We start from the raw sequence: 15,851 nt of genomic DNA on the forward strand, positions 1-15,851 counted from the left end.
GGCCTGCCGGCTTGCCCGCCCTCGGTGTTGCCGATCCTCGCCGGGCAATGAGCCTGCCTTCGAATCGGCGCCTTGATGGCGAACAAGCCGGTAAGCCAGAAGCATTGGCTATTCGTGCGGACCTTCCTTTTGAGCGGGAGTATAACGTAGAGCCCCCGCAAGGAGGGGGGGCGCGGGGTCAGTGCTTGCGCGAGTCGCGCTGGGATTGGCGCAGACGCAGAAAACGCTGGGCGCGGCGACGGCGCTTGTGGATCGAGATATTGATGCGCCAGAGCACGCGGATGATGGTAAAGCCGAGCAGCGCGCTGACGAACGACAGGGTGAGCAGCCCAACGCCCAGCGGCAGCCAGATCGCGGGCAACTGGCTCATGGCATAGCCGACGCTCATCTCGCCGGTCGGCGGGGCCAGTGCCGCGCCGGTGAGCATGGCGCCAATCTGGTAGGCAAGCCAGAGCAGTGGCGGGATGGTGACCGGGTTGGTGGTCCAGACGAGCGCGACCGCCAGGGCGATGTTGACCCGCATGGCGATGGCCCCCACGGCCGCGATCAGCATCTGGCCCGGCAGCGGAATGAAGGCGAGAAACAGACCGAGGGCGACACCGCCGGAAACCGAGCGGCGGTTGAGGTGCCAGAGGTTCGGATCGCCGAGGAACTGCGCCACCGGGCGCAGGAACGGCTGGTTAACGATCCGCTGGCGATTGGGTGTCAGTCGACGAAAGAACTTGCGTGGCATTCTGGCCTCGTCAGACGTCGGCTTGGCGGCTCGCCGGCGTTGCCCGTGAATGGCGGCGACCGTTGTGCCGCGTCACTCAAAGACTCTTGAGCAGGTCCCGCACCTTGCGGCTCAGTGTCATGTAGTCGCGTTTCTCCTCGTCGGTCAACTCACCGAGCACCCGGTGGCGGAAGCGAGCGAGGGCCTGGTCGGCGGCCTCGATGCGTGCATGGGCGTCGGGTTTGAGCCAGATGGTCTTGGCGCGACGGTCCGATTCGGAGATCCGCCGCTCGATCCAGTTGCCTTTTTCCAGGCCATCGAGCAGTTTGACCAGCGTTGGCCCTTCGATGGCCAGCTCGCCGGCGAGTTCCTTCTGCGTGCGGCCTTCGCCCTCGTCACGCAGGATGCGCAAGACGGCCCAGGCCGAGGCGGTCAGATCGAATTCGCTTAAGGTGTCGTTGACCTGCACGCGCCACAGCCTGGAGACGTCGAATACCAGACGAGTGATTTCGTCTTCGCGTTGCTGGACCGGATCGAAAGATTGGGTCATGGGCTGGTGCCGGCTGTCATGGGAATTAAACATCCGTATGGTCGCATTACTCGGGCGTTTTGGCCATCCCGCTGATTCGGGTTGGGGTGGGGGAGCGTCGCCGGCCCTGGCCGGCCGCGGGGCATCTCGGACTGGGCGGATAGATTGCCGCTGCAGGGCGTTTGCGGTACCATTCCGCCCTTGAAACGGGGCCCGTCGGTCCGCCTTTTACTTCGTCTGGAAATGGTTCGTTAATGACCAAGTTCGTCTTCGTTACCGGTGGGGTCGTCTCGTCACTGGGCAAGGGAATCGCCGCCGCCTCGCTGGGCGCGCTGCTCGAGTCGCGCGGGCTGCGTGTGACGCTGATGAAGCTTGATCCCTACATCAACGTCGACCCGGGCACGATGAGCCCCTTCCAGCACGGCGAGGTGTTCGTCACCGACGACGGCGCGGAGACGGATCTCGATCTGGGTCACTACGAGCGCTTCGTGCGCTCCCCGGTCGGTCGACGCAACAATTTCACCACCGGGCGGGTCTACGAGACCGTCATCCGTCGTGAACGGCGTGGCGACTATTTGGGTGGCACCGTCCAGGTCATCCCGCACGTCACCGACGAGATCAAGCGTCGGGTGGTCGAGGGCTCCAAGGGCTACGACGTCGCATTGATCGAAATCGGCGGCACCGTCGGCGATATCGAGTCCCTGCCGTTTCTCGAGGCGATCCGTCAGCTGGGCGTGGAGATGGGCCGCGATCGTGCCATCTTCATGCACCTGACGCTGGTGCCGTTCATCAAGGCCGCGGGCGAGGTCAAGACCAAGCCGACGCAGCACTCGGTCAAGGAGCTACGCTCGATCGGCATCCAGCCAGACATCCTCGTCTGTCGTGCCGAGGTGCCGCTGCCGGAAGAGGAGCGACGCAAGATCGCCCTGTTCACCAACGTCGAGCACGACGCGGTGATCTCGTCGATCGATGCCGACACGATCTATCGCATCCCGCGCCTGCTGCACGCACAGAAACTCGACGAGACCGTCCTGCGCAAGCTGCACCTGAGCGCCGGCCCGGCCGATCTTACCGAGTGGGACCGGGTGGTCGAGGCACAGACCAAGCCCGACCGCATCGTCGATATCGCCATGGTAGGCAAGTACGTCGACCTCGTGGATGCCTACAAGAGCGTCAACGAGGCGCTGCTGCACGCCGGTATCCAGACCCGCACGCGGGTGAACATCCATTACTTCGACTCCGAGTCCTTCGAGCACGACGGCGTGTCCCGTCTCGAGGGCATGGACGCGATCCTGGTCCCCGGCGGCTTCGGTTCGCGCGGGGTCGAGGGCAAGATCGCGGCGGTTCGCTTTGCTCGCGAGTCCGGCAAGCCCTACCTGGGCATCTGCCTTGGGATGCAGGTGGCCGTGATCGAATACGCCCGCCACGTCGCCGGCCTCGAGGGTGCTCACTCGACCGAATTCGATCGCGACACGGAGAATCCGGTGATCGCGCTGATCACCGAATGGCGCGACGAGGAGGGCAACCTCATCGAGCGGGGCGAGGACGTCGACATGGGCGGCACCATGCGCCTGGGCGCGCAACGCTGCCGCATCGAGCCGGGCACGCTGGCACACCGCATCTACGGGCAGGGCGAGATCAGCGAGCGGCATCGCCATCGCTACGAATTCAACAACGGTTACCAGAAGGCGCTCTCCGAGGCCGGGCTGGTATTCGCCGGCTGGTCGGCGGAGAACGAGCTGGTCGAGACGGTCGAGTTGCCGGATCACCCGTTCTTCTTCGCCTGCCAGTTCCACCCGGAATTCCGTTCCACGCCGCGCGACGGCCATCCGCTGTTCGTCGCCTTTGTCAACGCGGCCCATGCCCAACGAGTGGGCAAGGCCGAGGCCCTGGACGACGCATGACGATGAAGCTCTTGGATTTCGAGGTCGGACTGGACCAGCCGCTGTTCCTGATCGCCGGCCCCTGCGTGATCGAGTCGGCCGACCTGGCGCAGGAAACGGCCGGTCGCTTGAAGGAAATGGCAGAAACCGCCGGTATCCGGCTGATCTACAAGAGTTCCTTCGACAAGGCGAACCGTTCCTCCACGGAAAGCTTCCGTGGGCCGGGGCTGGAGAAGGGGCTGGCGATCCTCGAGGACGTCAAGCGCGAATTCGGTCTGCCGGTGCTGACCGACGTCCACGAGGACACGCCGCTGGAGGAGGTCGCGTCGGTGGTCGACGTGCTGCAGACGCCGGCCTTCCTCTGCCGTCAGACGAATTTCATCCAGAACGTCGCCCGCCAGGGCAAGCCGGTGAACATCAAGAAGGGCCAGTTCCTCGCGCCCTGGGACATGGCCAACGTGGTCGAGAAGGCCCGTGCGGTCGGCAACGACCAGGTGATGGTGTGCGAGCGCGGCGTGTCCTTCGGCTACAACACGCTGGTTTCCGACATGCGCGGCCTGGCGATCATGCGCCAGACCGGGGCGCCGGTGGTCTTCGACGCCACCCACTCGGTCCAGCAGCCGGGCGGGCAGGGCAAGGCGTCAGGCGGTCAGCGCGAATTCGTGCCGGTGCTGGCGCGCGCCGCGGTGGCGGCCGGTGTGTCGGGCCTGTTCATGGAAACGCACCCGGACCCGGCCAAGGCGCTTTCCGACGGGCCGAATGCCTGGCCGCTCGATGAGATGGCCGACCTGCTGCTGACGCTGACCACGCTCGATCGTACGGTCAAGGCCTCGGGCTTCCCGGAGAACGCGCGGCTGGGTCTGACGGACTGAGTCGAACGAGTGCCGTCCCCAAACGGCAGGGCGGCCGACAAACGAATACAGGGCCGGGCGCGAAAGGCGCCGGTCCGCATCCGATCCAAATCGAACATATAGTCAGGAGAACACTGCATGGCAGCCATTGAGCGAGTGCACGCACGCGAAGTCATCGATTCACGCGGCAACCCGACCGTCGAGGCCGAGGTTCATCTGGCCGGCGGTATCGTGGGCCGGGCGATCGTACCCTCCGGCGCCTCCACCGGCGCCCGCGAGGCGATCGAGCTGCGTGACGGCGATAAGAGCCGGTTCCTCGGCAAGGGCGTGACCCGTGCGGTCGCCAACGTCAACGGCGAGATCAATGACGCCGTCAAGGGCATGAACGTGCACTCGCTGGCCGACATCGACAACAAGATGATCGAGCTCGATGGCACCGAGAACAAGTCGCGTCTGGGCGCGAACGCCATCCTCGCCGTCTCGCTGGCCGCCGCGCAGGCGGGTGCGCTCGAGCGCAGCGAGCCGCTGTTCTCCTACCTCGGTGGCGAGGCGGCCGTGACCCTGCCGGTGCCGATGATGAACATCATCAACGGCGGCGAGCACGCCGACAACTCCATCGACATGCAGGAGTTCATGATCATCCCGGCCGGCGCGCCGAGCTTCTCCGAGGCCCTGCGCTACGGCGTCGAGGTATTCCATGCCCTCAAGCAGGTGCTGGCCACGCGCGGCCTGTCGACCGCCGTTGGCGATGAGGGCGGCTTCGCCCCGGACCTGCCGTCCAACGAGGCGGCGATCGAGGCGATCATGGAAGCGATCGAGAAGGCCGGCTACACCCCGGGCAAGGACGTGTTCCTCGGCCTGGACGCGGCGAGCTCCGAATACATCAAGGACGGCAAGTACGTCCTGAGCGGTGAGAACCGCACCCTGGATTCCGCCGGCATGGTCGACCTGCTGGCCGAATGGGTCGAGAAGTATCCGATCCTCTCGATCGAGGACGGCATGGCCGAAGACGACTGGGACGGCTGGGCGCTCTTGACCGAGCGACTGGGCGACAAGTGCCAGCTGGTCGGCGACGACCTGTTCGTCACCAACGAGAAGATCCTGCGCGAAGGCATCGAGCGCAAGATCGCCAACTCCATGCTGGTGAAGGTCAACCAGATCGGCACCCTGACCGAGACCCTGGCAGCCATGCGTCTGGCGCAGGAGAACGGCTACACCAACGTCGTCTCTCACCGTTCCGGCGAGACCGAGGACACCACCATTGCGGATCTGGCCGTGGCGACCAACGCCGGCCAGATCAAGACCGGCTCGCTGTCGCGCTCCGACCGGATCGCCAAGTACAACCAGCTGCTGCGTATCGAGGAGCGCCTTGGCGACAAGGCTCGCTTCCCGGGTCGCGCGGCCTTCGGTCAGTAAGGCCTCGGCTTAGGCCTTCGGGACGCACTGACCAGATGCCTTTCATTCCATCGGTGCCGTGCAGCGAACCCTCTCGGGACGTGGTGAATGCGGTGCCATCGACGGAATTGAGCGTCTTGTGCGCCTTCTGACCGTCATTCTGTTGTTGATGGTCGCCGGTCTGCAATGGCGGGTCTGGTTCAGCGAGGCCTCCGTGGGCGAGGTGAATGCCAAGCAGGAGCGCCTGGAGTCCTTGCAGGCCGAACAGACCCGTCTAGAGCGGCGTAACGAGACCCTGGCGGCCGAGGTGGGCAGCCTGCGGGAGGGCGTGGATGCCGTCGAGGCACAGGCGCGGCTGACGTTGGGGCTGGTTCGCGAGGACGAGCGTTTCTACCAGGTGGTCGAAGGGGTTCGCCCCGATACCATCACCCCGCCCGCGGTGGACCCGATCCGCGTGACGTCTCCCTCGATCGGCGAGTGATGCATCGATGAATCGATCACGGTCGTTGCGTTTCCCCGTGTCCGTCGAGGTTTGTGCACTGTCAGGTCGAGTAGGGCGATGAACGTCGCCACCACCACCTTGCCGCCCGCCGCGGCGACTCCGGCCGAGGCGGGACGCTGGTGGCTGGTCGTGCCCGCGGCCGGCTTCGGCCGTCGCATGGGGAGCGAGACACCCAAGCAGTACCTGAGCCTGGGCGAGCGTTCCGTGCTGGAGGTGACCCTGTCGCGGTTTGCAGATCTGCCGGGACTGGCCGGGGTGGTGCTGGTCACCGGCGAGCAGGTCCCCGAGGGCACGCTGCAGGCGTTGCATGTGGCCGGCGTGCCGATTCATCGCGTCGATGGCGGTGCCACGCGTGCGTTGAGCGTGCGCAACGGGCTGGCCCTGTTTCGTGATCGCTGGGCGAGTCTCTCGCCCGGCCAGCGGCACGAACCGGCCGATGGGCTGGGGGAGTGGGTGATGGTGCATGACGCCGCGCGGCCTTGCGTGGCGCCGGGGGACCTGCGCCGCCTGCTGTCTGCCGCTCGCTACCCGGACGGTGCACTGTTGACCGCGCCTGTGCGCGACACCATCAAGCGTGTCGATGCGGAGGGTCGGGTGGTGGAGACCGTTGACCGCCGCGTACTGCGCCATGCCTTGACCCCGCAGCTGTTCCCGGTGGGCGTGCTGCTCGAGGCGATCGAGCAGGGGTTGGGCGCAGGGGCGGAGATCACCGACGAGGCCTCGGCGCTCGAACGCCTGGGCCTGTCGCCGCTGGCCGTGGACGCCGGCACGGACAACCTCAAGATTACCCACCCGGAGGATCTCGGCATTGCCCGGGCGATCCTCCGGCGGCAGGGGGTGCTCGATGATTGATCCCTTCTCGCTGCGTATCGGTCACGGCTTCGACGTGCATGCCTTCGAGCCGGGCGATCACCTCTGGATCGGCGGTTGCCGCATTCCCTTTGAACGAGGCTTTCGGGCGCATTCCGACGGTGACGTCCTGCTGCATGCGATCTGCGATGCCTTGTTGGGCGGGGCCGGGCTCGGCGATATCGGCTGGCATTTTCCGGACATGGACCCTGCCTGGGCGGGGGCCGACAGCCGGGACTTGCTGCGCCGGGTGGTCGAGCTGCTCGAGCAGGGCGGTTGGCAGCTGGTTAATGTCGATGCGACCGTGATTGCGCAGGCACCGAAGCTTGCGCCGTGGATCAACCCCATGCGTGAGTCGATCGCGGCGGCCGGCGGCTGGTCGACCGAGCAGGTAAACGTCAAGGCGACGACCTCGGAGAAACTCGGCTTTACCGGACGGGGTGAGGGTATCGCCGCCGAGGCGGTCGCCATGCTGTCGCGCACGCCCCGGGCGGATTGATTTATGGGGGGCGGCCAAGTAGTCTTGTCGCCCGTTTCCCGGGGCGGTGCGCGCAACTCGCGTCGCCGCGCGCCGGGGCAACCGATTTCGATAACTGACTCTCGAACATTTCAAGTGGAACCATCGGATGCGTAAACCGATCGTCGTAGGAAACTGGAAGCTCAATGGCGCGCTGGCCGACAACGAGTCGCTGGTGCTGGGCCTGCTTGACGGCATGCCGCAGCTCGAAGGCATCGACGTTGCCGTCTGCCCGCCGTTCGTCTTTGTGCCGCAGGTCGCCCGCCTGGCCGACTCCACCGCGTTGGATGTCGGCGCGCAGAACTGTTCCGAACACGACAATGGCGCGTTTACCGGCGAAGTCGCCGCGCCGATGCTGGCCGACGTGGGGGCGCGTTACGTGATCATCGGTCACTCCGAACGTCGCGCCATGTACGGCGAGACCGACGAGATTGTCAGCGCGAAGGTCAAGGCCGCGCTGGCAGCAGGGCTCACACCGATCCTCTGCGTCGGCGAGACGCTTGAAGAGCGCGAAGCAGACGAAACCGAGGCGGTGGTGCGTCGTCAGCTGGCCGCCGTGATCAGTGGCAACGGCATCCAGGCCTTTGATCGGATCGTGATTGCCTACGAGCCCGTCTGGGCGATCGGCACCGGCCGGACGGCCTCGCCGGAGCAGGCACAGGCCGTTCACGCGTTCATCCGTGGTCAGTTGGCCGACCACGACGCGGGCATCGCCCAGTCGGTGCGCATTCAGTACGGTGGCTCGATGAAACCCGGCAACGCGGCCGATCTACTCGCACAGCCGGACATCGACGGCGGCCTGATCGGCGGGGCGTCGCTCAAGGCCGAGGACTTTCTGGGAATCTGCCGCGCCGCGGCGGACACGGTAGGTAAGTAATGACCACATTCGTAATCATCATCCACGTGCTGCTGGGTCTGGCCCTGATCGGGCTTGTGTTGATCCAGCATGGCAAGGGCGCGGATGCCGGCGCTGCGTTCGGTTCGGGCGCGTCTGGCACCGTTCATGGGGCGCGTGGGCCGGCAAACACCCTGCAGAAAGTGACTGGGTGGATGGTGGTGGCCTTTTTTGGCACCAGTTTGTTGCTTGCCTACGTGATTAACACTTCCCAGGAGCCCTCGAGCGTGGTAGATTCTGCACCCGTTTCCGAGAGTGGAAACGCGCCAGAGCAAGGCGGACGCACCCCGTCCGACAAGCCGGCAGGCACGCCGACCGACGTCCCATCCTCGAACTCGGCGGCACCCTCTGGGCAGGAAGACGGCAGCACCCAATCGCCGTCGGATGTGCCCGGACAGTAACGGCAGTCAAACGCCGTTACGACCGGATCAAGCGATGATCCGGTGACAACCAAAGCGGACGTGGTGGAACTGGTAGACACGCTATCTTGAGGGGGTAGTGGCGAAAGCCGTGTGGGTTCGAGTCCCACCGTCCGCACCAAACACACTTTTCCGGTTCGATTCGTTATTCTTGTACGTTCCCGTGGTGATTTCTCCCGGTGCGCGCAAGGCGGTCGAACGCGCAGAAAAAATCGGCCGGGATCGACCCGGCCGGGTTTCGAGCAAGAGGGTGTCAGATGCTTGAAGGCTACATTCCCATCCTGATCTTCTTCGGTGTGGCCACCCTGTTCTCCCTGGGTCTTCTGGTCATTGGTCAGGTGTTGGCACCCAACCGGCCGGATGCGGCCAAGCTGGATGCGTACGAGTGCGGTTTCGCGCCCTTCGAGGACGCGCGCATGAAGTTCGACATCCGCTACTACCTGGTCGCCATCCTGTTCATCATCTTCGATCTGGAGATCGCCTTCCTGTTTCCCTGGGCCGTTGCGCTCGAGGACATCGGCGGCTTCGGGCTCGCGGCCATGGCCATTTTTCTGGGCGTGCTCGTGATCGGCTTCATTTACGAGTGGAAGAAGGGGGCGCTGGAATGGGAGTAGAAGGCGTTCTTGAGAAGGGCTTCGTCACCACGTCGGCCGACAAGCTGATCAACTGGGCCCGCACCGGCTCGCTCTGGCCGATGACCTTCGGCCTGGCCTGCTGTGCCGTCGAAATGATGCATGCCGGCGCGGCCCGTTACGACCTCGATCGCTTCGGCGTGGTGTTCCGCCCGAGTCCGCGTCAGTCCGACGTGATGATCGTGGCCGGCACCCTGGTCAACAAGATGGCCCCCGCACTGCGCAAGGTCTACGACCAGATGGCCGAGCCGCGCTGGGTGATTTCCATGGGCTCCTGCGCCAATGGTGGGGGCTACTACCACTACTCCTATTCCGTGGTGCGTGGCTGTGATCGGATCGTGCCGGTCGACATCTACGTGCCCGGGTGCCCGCCGACGGCCGAGGCACTCTTGTACGGAATCATCCAGTTGCAGAACAAGATCCGTCGCACCAACACCATTGCGCGTGCCTGACGGGTACCGGCAAGCACAGGGGTAGCCTCATTCATGAACCTGCAAACGGCCCTCAAGGAAACCATCGGCGAGTACATCGTCGATCAGACCTTCGACCGTGGTGAGCTCACCATCCAGGTCGAGGCCAAGCACTGGCGCGAAGTCGCCGAGCGGCTCGAGTCGAGCGAGGCGACGCGTTTCGAGCAGTGCGTCGATCTGTGCGGCGTCGACTACCTCGAGTACGGTCGCGATGAATGGGCCGGTGAAGAGACGGTTTCCTACACCGGTTACAGCCGCGGTGTCGAGCCGAATACCAGCGGCTGGCTCAAGTTCGGCGACGAGCCGGACCTGGGTGACCTGGGCCGACCGCGCTTTGCCGTGGTCGCCCACCTGCTTTCGTACACCCACAACTGGCGCCTGCGTGTGCGGGTCTATTGCCCGGACGACGAGGCCCCGGCGGTGCCGTCGGTGGTGTCGGTGTGGGCCGGTCTGAACTGGTTCGAGCGCGAGGCGTTCGACCTGTTCGGCATCCTGTTCGACGGCCACCCGGACCTGCGGCGAATCCTGACGGACTACGGCTTCGTCGGCCATCCGTTCCGCAAGGACTTCCCGCTGATCGGGCATGTCGAGGTGCGTTACGACGACGAGAAGCAGCGGGTGGTCTACGAGCCGGTTTCGATCGAGCCTCGTGTGCTGGTGCCGAAGGTGCACCGTGACGACAGCCGCTACATTGACCTCGACGAGGGCTGATAGATGCCGGAAATCGCCAACTACACCCTGAATTTCGGTCCCCAGCACCCGTCGGCCCACGGCGTGCTGCGCCTGGTGCTCGAGATGGACGGCGAGACCGTCGTTCGTGCCGACCCGCATATCGGCCTGCTGCACCGCGCGACCGAGAAGCTCGCCGAGAGCAAGCCCTACAACCAGTCGATCGGCTACATGGACCGGCTCGACTACGTCTCGATGATGTGTAACGAGCACGCCTACGTGCGCGCCATCGAGCAGTTGCTGGATCTGGAGATCCCCGAGCGCGCCCAGTACATCCGGGTGATGTTCGACGAGATCACCCGCATCCTGAATCACCTGCTGTGGCTGGGCGCCCACGCGCTCGACATCGGTGCGATGGCGGTGTTCCTGTACGCCTTCCGCGAGCGCGAGGACCTGATGGACTGCTACGAGGCGGTCTCGGGTGCCCGCCTGCACGCCACCTACTACCGCCCGGGCGGTGTCGCGCGCGACTTGCCGGACTCGATGCCCAAGTACCAGGCATCCAAGTGGCACAGCGAGCGTGAAGTCAATCGCATGAACGAGGCGCGCCAGGGATCGCTGCTCGACTTCCTCGAGGACTTCACCGAACGTTTCCCGAAGTACGTCGACGAGTACGAGACCCTGCTGACCGACAACCGTATCTGGAAGCAGCGGACGGTCGACATTGGCGTCGTCAGCAAGGAGCGGGCGCTGCAGATGGGCTTTACCGGCCCAATGCTGCGCGGTTCGGGCGTCGAATGGGACCTGCGCAAGCACCAGCCGTATGCTGTCTACGACCAGCTCGACTTCGACATCCCGGTGGGAAAGAACGGTGATTGCTACGACCGTTACCTGGTGCGCGTCGAGGAGATGCGCCAGTCCAACCGCATCATCCGCCAGTGCATCGACTGGTTGCGCAAGAACCCGGGGCCGGTGATGGCCGACGACCACAAGGTCGTCCCGCCGCGGCGCGAGGAGGTGAAGGCGGACATGGAATCGCTGATTCACCACTTCAAGCTGTTCACGGAGGGGTATACCCTCCCGCGCGGCGAGGCCTATGCCGCCGTGGAGCACCCGAAGGGCGAATTCGGCATCTACCTGGTTTCCGACGGGGCCAACAAGCCGTACCGCCTCAAGATTCGTGCGCCGGGCTTTGCCCACCTGTCGGGTCTCGACGAGATGTCACGCGGCCACATGCTGGCCGACGTCGTGGCAATCATCGGCACCCAGGACATCGTATTCGGAGAGGTCGACCGCTGATGACCGAGAGCAAACTCCACCTGTTGACCGATCACAGCCGCGAGGAAATCGACGGCTGGCTCGCGCGCTACCCCGAGGACCAGAAGCAGTCTGCCTCGCTGGCCGCGCTGCGGATTGCGCAGCACCAGAACGACGGTCACGTCACCGTCGATCTGATGGACGCGATCGCCGAGTACCTCGGGATGGAGCCGATCTCGGTCTACGAGGTCGCCTCGTTCTATTCCATGATCGAGACCAAGCCCTGCGGGCGCCATCACGTCTCGGTCTGCACCAACATTGCTTGCTCGCTGATGGGTTCCGACGAGATTGTCGACCACTGCGAGAAAAAGCTCGGCATCAAGACCGGCGAGTCCACGCCCGACGGCCGGATCCTGCTGAAGAAGGAAGAGGAATGCCTGGCGGCCTGCGGCGGCGGTCCGATGATGCAGGTCGATCACGTTTACTACGAGAATCTGACACCCGAGAAGGTGGACGAGATTCTCGACAAGCTGGATTGACGCCATGAGTTTCAATTACGTCAGTTCCACCCCGGTCTGCTTCGCCACGCTCGAACACGAGCAGCCGTGGTCGTTGGAGGCCTACCTCGCCTCCGGCGGCTACCAGGCCTGGAAGAAGATCCTCGAGGAAAAGACCGACCCCGCGCTGATCATCGAGGAGGTCAAGACCTCGAATCTGCGTGGCCGCGGCGGCGCCGGCTTCCCGACCGGGCTCAAGTGGTCGTTCATGCCGCGTAATGCCCCGGGGCAGAAGTACATCGTTTGCAACTCGGATGAGTCCGAGCCGGGCACCTTCAAGGATCGCCAGATCTTGATGAATAACCCGCATGCGCTGGTCGAGGGCATGGCGATCGCCGGCTACTCCATCGGCGCGACCAAGGGCTACAACTACATGCGCGGCGAGTTCTCGGACCTGGTGTTCGAGCGCTTCGAACAGGCCGTGCGCGAGGCCTACGAGTACGGCGTGCTGGGCGAGAACATCCAGGGGTCTGGCATCGACTTCGACCTCTACGGTTCGCTCGGTGCCGGGGCGTACATCTGTGGCGAGGAGACCGCGCTGCTCGAATCGCTCGAGGGCAAGAAGGGCCAGCCACGCTTCAAGCCGCCGTTCCCGGCCAACTTCGGCCTGTACGGTCGGCCGACCACGGTCAACAACACCGAGACGCTGTCGTCCGTGCCGGCGATTATGCGCAATGGCGGCCAGTGGTTCGCCGATCTGGGCGTGCCCAACAGTGGCGGGGTGAAGATCTGGTCGGTCTCCGGTCACGTCAACAAGCCGGGCGTGTTCGAGATCCCCATGGGCACGCCGTTCGCCGACCTGCTGGAAATGGCCGGCGGCATGCGCGGGGGCAAGAAATGCAAGGCCGTGATTCCGGGCGGCACCTCGTCGCCGGTCATCCCGGGCGAGATCATGCTCGAGACCAACATGGATTACGACTCGATCGCCAAGTCGGGCACGTTCCTGGGCTCGGGCGGGTTGATTGTCATGGACGAGGACACCTGCATGGTCAAGGCGCTGCGTCGCGTGGCGCAGTTCTATTACAAGGAATCCTGTGGCCAGTGCACGCCGTGCCGTGAAGGCACCGGCTGGCTGTTCCGCATGCTCAACCGGATCATCGACGGCAAGGGCACGCTCGAGGATCTCGACCGTCTCGACGACGTGGCGAGCAAGATCGAGGGGCGCACCATCTGCGCCTTCGGCGATGCCGCCGCCACGCCGGTACGGAGCTTTATCAAGCACTTCCGTCCGGAATTCGAGTACTACATCAAGCACGGCCACAGCATGGTCGACCGCGCATCCCAGGCGGCCTAAGGCCGGCCGTGCAATCAGGTTTCCAGGTATGAGTGACGAGCAGATTACCTTTGAAGTCGACGGCATGACCCTCCAGGGCAACCCGGGGGACATGCTGATCGAGGTGACGGACAAGGCGGGGATCAACATCCCGCGCTTCTGTTATCACCGCAAGCTGTCGATCGCGGCCAACTGCCGCATGTGCCTGGTGGAGGTCGAACGCGCGCCCAAGCCGTTGCCGGCCTGTTCGACGCCGATTTCCGAGGGCATGAAGGTCTCCACGCGCAGCCCCAAGGCGATCAGCGCCCAGCGCTCGACCATGGAGTTCCTGTTGATCAACCACCCGCTCGACTGCCCGATCTGCGATCAGGGCGGCGAGTGCGAGCTCCAGGATGTGGCCATGGGCTACGGCGAGGGCGTCGGTCAGTACTCCGAGGCCAAGCGCGTGGTCAAGGACAAGGACATCGGTCCGCTGATCGCGACCGACATGACCCGCTGCATTCACTGCACCCGCTGTGTGCGGTTCGGCGAGGAGATCGCGGGCCTGAAGGAGCTGGGCGCGACCGGTCGTACCGATCAGATGGAGATCGGTACCTACATCTCCAAGAGCGTGACCTCCGAGCTCTCGGGTAACGTCATCGACCTGTGCCCGGTCGGCGCGCTGACGGCCAAGCCGTCGCGCTACACGCATCGTCCCTGGGAACTGGTGCAGCACAAGCACCTGTCCACGCATGATGCCTTCGGCTCGAACCTCTACATCCACACCCGCGAAGGGCGGGTGATGCGCACCGTTCCGCGTGACAACGACGCGGTCAACGAGACCTGGATCGCCGACCGCGATCGCTACGCCTACACTGGCCTGTTCACCGACGATCGTCTGACCCGGCCGATGGTCAAGCGCGATGGCGAGTGGGTTGCCACGAGCTGGGAAGAAGCACTCGAGGCTGCCGCCCAGGGCATTCAGGAGATCGTCAACCAACAGGGGCCGGCATCACTCGGCGCGCTGATCTCGGCCAACGCGAGCCTCGAGGAGCAGTACCTGACCGCGCGCATCGTCCGTGGCATGGGCTCGAACAACATCGATCACCGTCTGCGCCAGACCGACTTCTCCGGTGACGCCGACGACCCGGTCATGCCGTGGCTGGGCATGGACATCCCGGCGATCGCGGATCTGAACGCGGCCGTGACCGTCGGTATGGCGGTACGCGAAGAGGTCCCGCTGTTCGCCCACCGCCTGCGCCAGACCGCATTGAACAACCAGGCGCGGATCACCCTGATCCATCCCTACGAGCAGGATCTGACCTTCCCGGCGCGCCAGGCCCCGAGCCGGGTGGCGGAAGGTGGCGAGCTGGGTAGCCTGCTGGCACTGCTCAAGGCCGCCGGTGGCGAGATCCCGTCCAATCTGTCCGACCAACCGGTCGCCCAGATCGATGACGCCGCGGCGATCGTCGCCGAACTCAAGGACGCCGAGAAGGGCGCGATCTTCCTGGGTGCCGTGGCACAGAACGCCCCCGAATTCGCCGCGCTGCGCGCCGTGGCCGCCGAGCTGGCGCGGCTGACCGGCGTCCAGCTGGGTATCGTCTCACAGGGTGGCAACGCCGCCGGTGCCTGGCTCGCCGGTGCGGTGCCTCACCGTGCCGCCGGTGGTGCCGATGCCGTCGGGCACGGCCGCAACGCCGCCGACATGCTGGTCGAACCCTGCGAGGCGATGATCCTGCAGGGCATCGAGCCGGAATTCGATTCGGCCGCCGGTCAGGCCGCCATCGATCGGCTGGAACAGGCCGGTTGCGTGGTCGCCATCACCAGTTACGTCACCCCGGCGATGAAGCGTTACGCCGACGTGCTGTTGCCGATGGGCACCGCGGTCGAAACGGCCGGCACCTGGGTCAACGGTGAGGGCCGCTGGCAGTCGGTGAACGGCGCGGTTCGCGCGCTGGGCGAGTCGCGTCCGGCCTGGAAGATCCTGCGGGTGCTGGGCAATCTGCTTGACCTCAATGGCTTTGACTACATGGCGGTCACAGAGGTGCGTCGCGAGATCCAGACGCATTGCCAGGAAGTGGCGCTCGAGAACAAGACCGCGTCGCTCGCCGAGGCGCACTACGAGTTGCCGACCAAGGCCGGGCAGGGCGGCTACCAGCGGATTGCGCCGGTGGCGATGTACGGCATCGATCCGGTGATCCGTCGGGCCGCGCCGCTGCAGGCCACCGAAAAGACCGAGCTGCAGCACCATGTGCTGGTCAATCCGGCCGATGCCGAGCGTGAGGGCTGGGCAGACGACATGACTGCGGCGATCGAGCAGGACGGCGTGCGCGTCGAGTTGCCGATCCGTGTCGATCCGCGCGTCACACCGGGCAGCGTCGTCGTGTTCAGCGGCGTGTGTGCCGGTGAACTGGCGCCGCGCGCCGGCAAGGTCGAAATTCAGGTGGAGGTCGCCGCATGAT

At 65.1% G+C, this 15,851-nt stretch carries 17 protein-coding genes and 1 tRNA gene; 16 read left to right on the forward strand and 2 right to left on the reverse strand.

Annotated features, from left to right (window positions below):
- Window positions 1-178 precede the first annotated feature (178 nt).
- On the reverse strand, window positions 179-733 hold the full coding sequence (locus D5687_RS05140; protein ID WP_125198699.1) for a DUF2062 domain-containing protein: 555 nt from the start codon (window positions 731-733) through the stop codon (window positions 179-181).
- A 76-nt stretch (window positions 734-809) separates the two neighbouring features.
- The gene (locus D5687_RS05145) at window positions 810-1,262 is read right to left on the reverse strand and encodes a MarR family winged helix-turn-helix transcriptional regulator (protein ID WP_158611760.1); all 453 of its coding nucleotides are present in this window, start codon (window positions 1,260-1,262) and stop codon (window positions 810-812) included.
- Window positions 1,263-1,495: 233 nt separating this feature from the next.
- Between D5687_RS05145 and D5687_RS05150 the strand changes: the two genes are divergently transcribed.
- From D5687_RS05150 to nuoG, 16 genes are all read left to right on the forward strand, one after another.
- A complete protein-coding gene (locus D5687_RS05150; RefSeq protein WP_125198701.1) occupies window positions 1,496-3,145 on the forward strand; it encodes a CTP synthase in 1,650 nt (549 codons plus the stop codon).
- Window positions 3,146-3,147: 2 nt separating this feature from the next.
- Complete coding sequence (gene kdsA, locus D5687_RS05155; RefSeq protein WP_125198743.1) at window positions 3,148-3,996, forward strand: 3-deoxy-8-phosphooctulonate synthase; 849 nt, start codon at window positions 3,148-3,150, stop codon at window positions 3,994-3,996.
- Between the two features lie 117 nt (window positions 3,997-4,113).
- Window positions 4,114-5,391 (forward strand): phosphopyruvate hydratase, encoded by a 1,278-nt coding sequence (eno, locus tag D5687_RS05160; protein WP_125198702.1) that lies wholly within the window; start codon window positions 4,114-4,116, stop codon window positions 5,389-5,391.
- Between the two features lie 118 nt (window positions 5,392-5,509).
- A complete protein-coding gene (locus D5687_RS05165; protein WP_125198703.1) occupies window positions 5,510-5,851 on the forward strand; it encodes a septum formation initiator family protein in 342 nt (113 codons plus the stop codon).
- 78 nt (window positions 5,852-5,929) lie between these two features.
- On the forward strand, window positions 5,930-6,724 hold the full coding sequence (ispD, locus tag D5687_RS05170) for a 2-C-methyl-D-erythritol 4-phosphate cytidylyltransferase (protein ID WP_125198704.1): 795 nt from the start codon (window positions 5,930-5,932) through the stop codon (window positions 6,722-6,724).
- Complete coding sequence (ispF, locus tag D5687_RS05175) at window positions 6,717-7,220, forward strand: 2-C-methyl-D-erythritol 2,4-cyclodiphosphate synthase (RefSeq protein ID WP_192894155.1); 504 nt, start codon at window positions 6,717-6,719, stop codon at window positions 7,218-7,220. Before ispD ends, ispF begins: the two co-directional genes overlap by 8 nt.
- A gap of 127 nt (window positions 7,221-7,347) precedes the next feature.
- Complete coding sequence (tpiA, locus tag D5687_RS05180; protein WP_125198705.1) at window positions 7,348-8,115, forward strand: triose-phosphate isomerase; 768 nt, start codon at window positions 7,348-7,350, stop codon at window positions 8,113-8,115.
- Window positions 8,115-8,534, forward strand: coding sequence for a preprotein translocase subunit SecG (secG, locus tag D5687_RS05185; protein WP_125198706.1), 420 nt, complete (start codon window positions 8,115-8,117; stop codon window positions 8,532-8,534). Before tpiA ends, secG begins: the two co-directional genes overlap by 1 nt.
- A gap of 54 nt (window positions 8,535-8,588) precedes the next feature.
- Window positions 8,589-8,673, forward strand: a tRNA-Leu gene (locus D5687_RS05190).
- 136 nt (window positions 8,674-8,809) lie between these two features.
- Complete coding sequence (locus tag D5687_RS05195) at window positions 8,810-9,166, forward strand: NADH-quinone oxidoreductase subunit A (protein WP_125198707.1); 357 nt, start codon at window positions 8,810-8,812, stop codon at window positions 9,164-9,166.
- The gene (locus D5687_RS05200) at window positions 9,157-9,636 is read left to right on the forward strand and encodes an NADH-quinone oxidoreductase subunit B family protein (protein ID WP_058575719.1); all 480 of its coding nucleotides are present in this window, start codon (window positions 9,157-9,159) and stop codon (window positions 9,634-9,636) included. Before D5687_RS05195 ends, D5687_RS05200 begins: the two co-directional genes overlap by 10 nt.
- 33 nt (window positions 9,637-9,669) lie before the next feature.
- Window positions 9,670-10,365, forward strand: coding sequence for an NADH-quinone oxidoreductase subunit C (locus tag D5687_RS05205; RefSeq protein WP_125198708.1), 696 nt, complete (start codon window positions 9,670-9,672; stop codon window positions 10,363-10,365).
- 3 nt (window positions 10,366-10,368) lie between these two features.
- Window positions 10,369-11,622, forward strand: coding sequence for an NADH-quinone oxidoreductase subunit D (locus D5687_RS05210; protein ID WP_125198709.1), 1,254 nt, complete (start codon window positions 10,369-10,371; stop codon window positions 11,620-11,622).
- Window positions 11,622-12,119 carry an NAD(P)H-dependent oxidoreductase subunit E gene (nuoE, locus tag D5687_RS05215; RefSeq protein ID WP_125198710.1) on the forward strand — a complete coding sequence of 166 codons (498 nt, stop codon included), beginning with the start codon at window positions 11,622-11,624 and terminating at the stop codon, window positions 12,117-12,119. The genes D5687_RS05210 and nuoE overlap by 1 nt, the downstream gene beginning before the upstream one ends.
- Before the next feature lie 4 nt (window positions 12,120-12,123).
- The gene (gene nuoF, locus D5687_RS05220; RefSeq protein ID WP_125198711.1) at window positions 12,124-13,431 is read left to right on the forward strand and encodes an NADH-quinone oxidoreductase subunit NuoF; all 1,308 of its coding nucleotides are present in this window, start codon (window positions 12,124-12,126) and stop codon (window positions 13,429-13,431) included.
- Between the two features lie 28 nt (window positions 13,432-13,459).
- A complete protein-coding gene (gene nuoG, locus D5687_RS05225; RefSeq protein ID WP_125198712.1) occupies window positions 13,460-15,850 on the forward strand; it encodes an NADH-quinone oxidoreductase subunit NuoG in 2,391 nt (796 codons plus the stop codon).
- The last annotated feature ends 1 nt before the right edge of the window (window position 15,851 follow it).

Source organism: Guyparkeria sp. SCN-R1, assembly GCF_003932495.1.
GTDB lineage: Bacteria > Pseudomonadota > Gammaproteobacteria > Halothiobacillales > Halothiobacillaceae > Guyparkeria.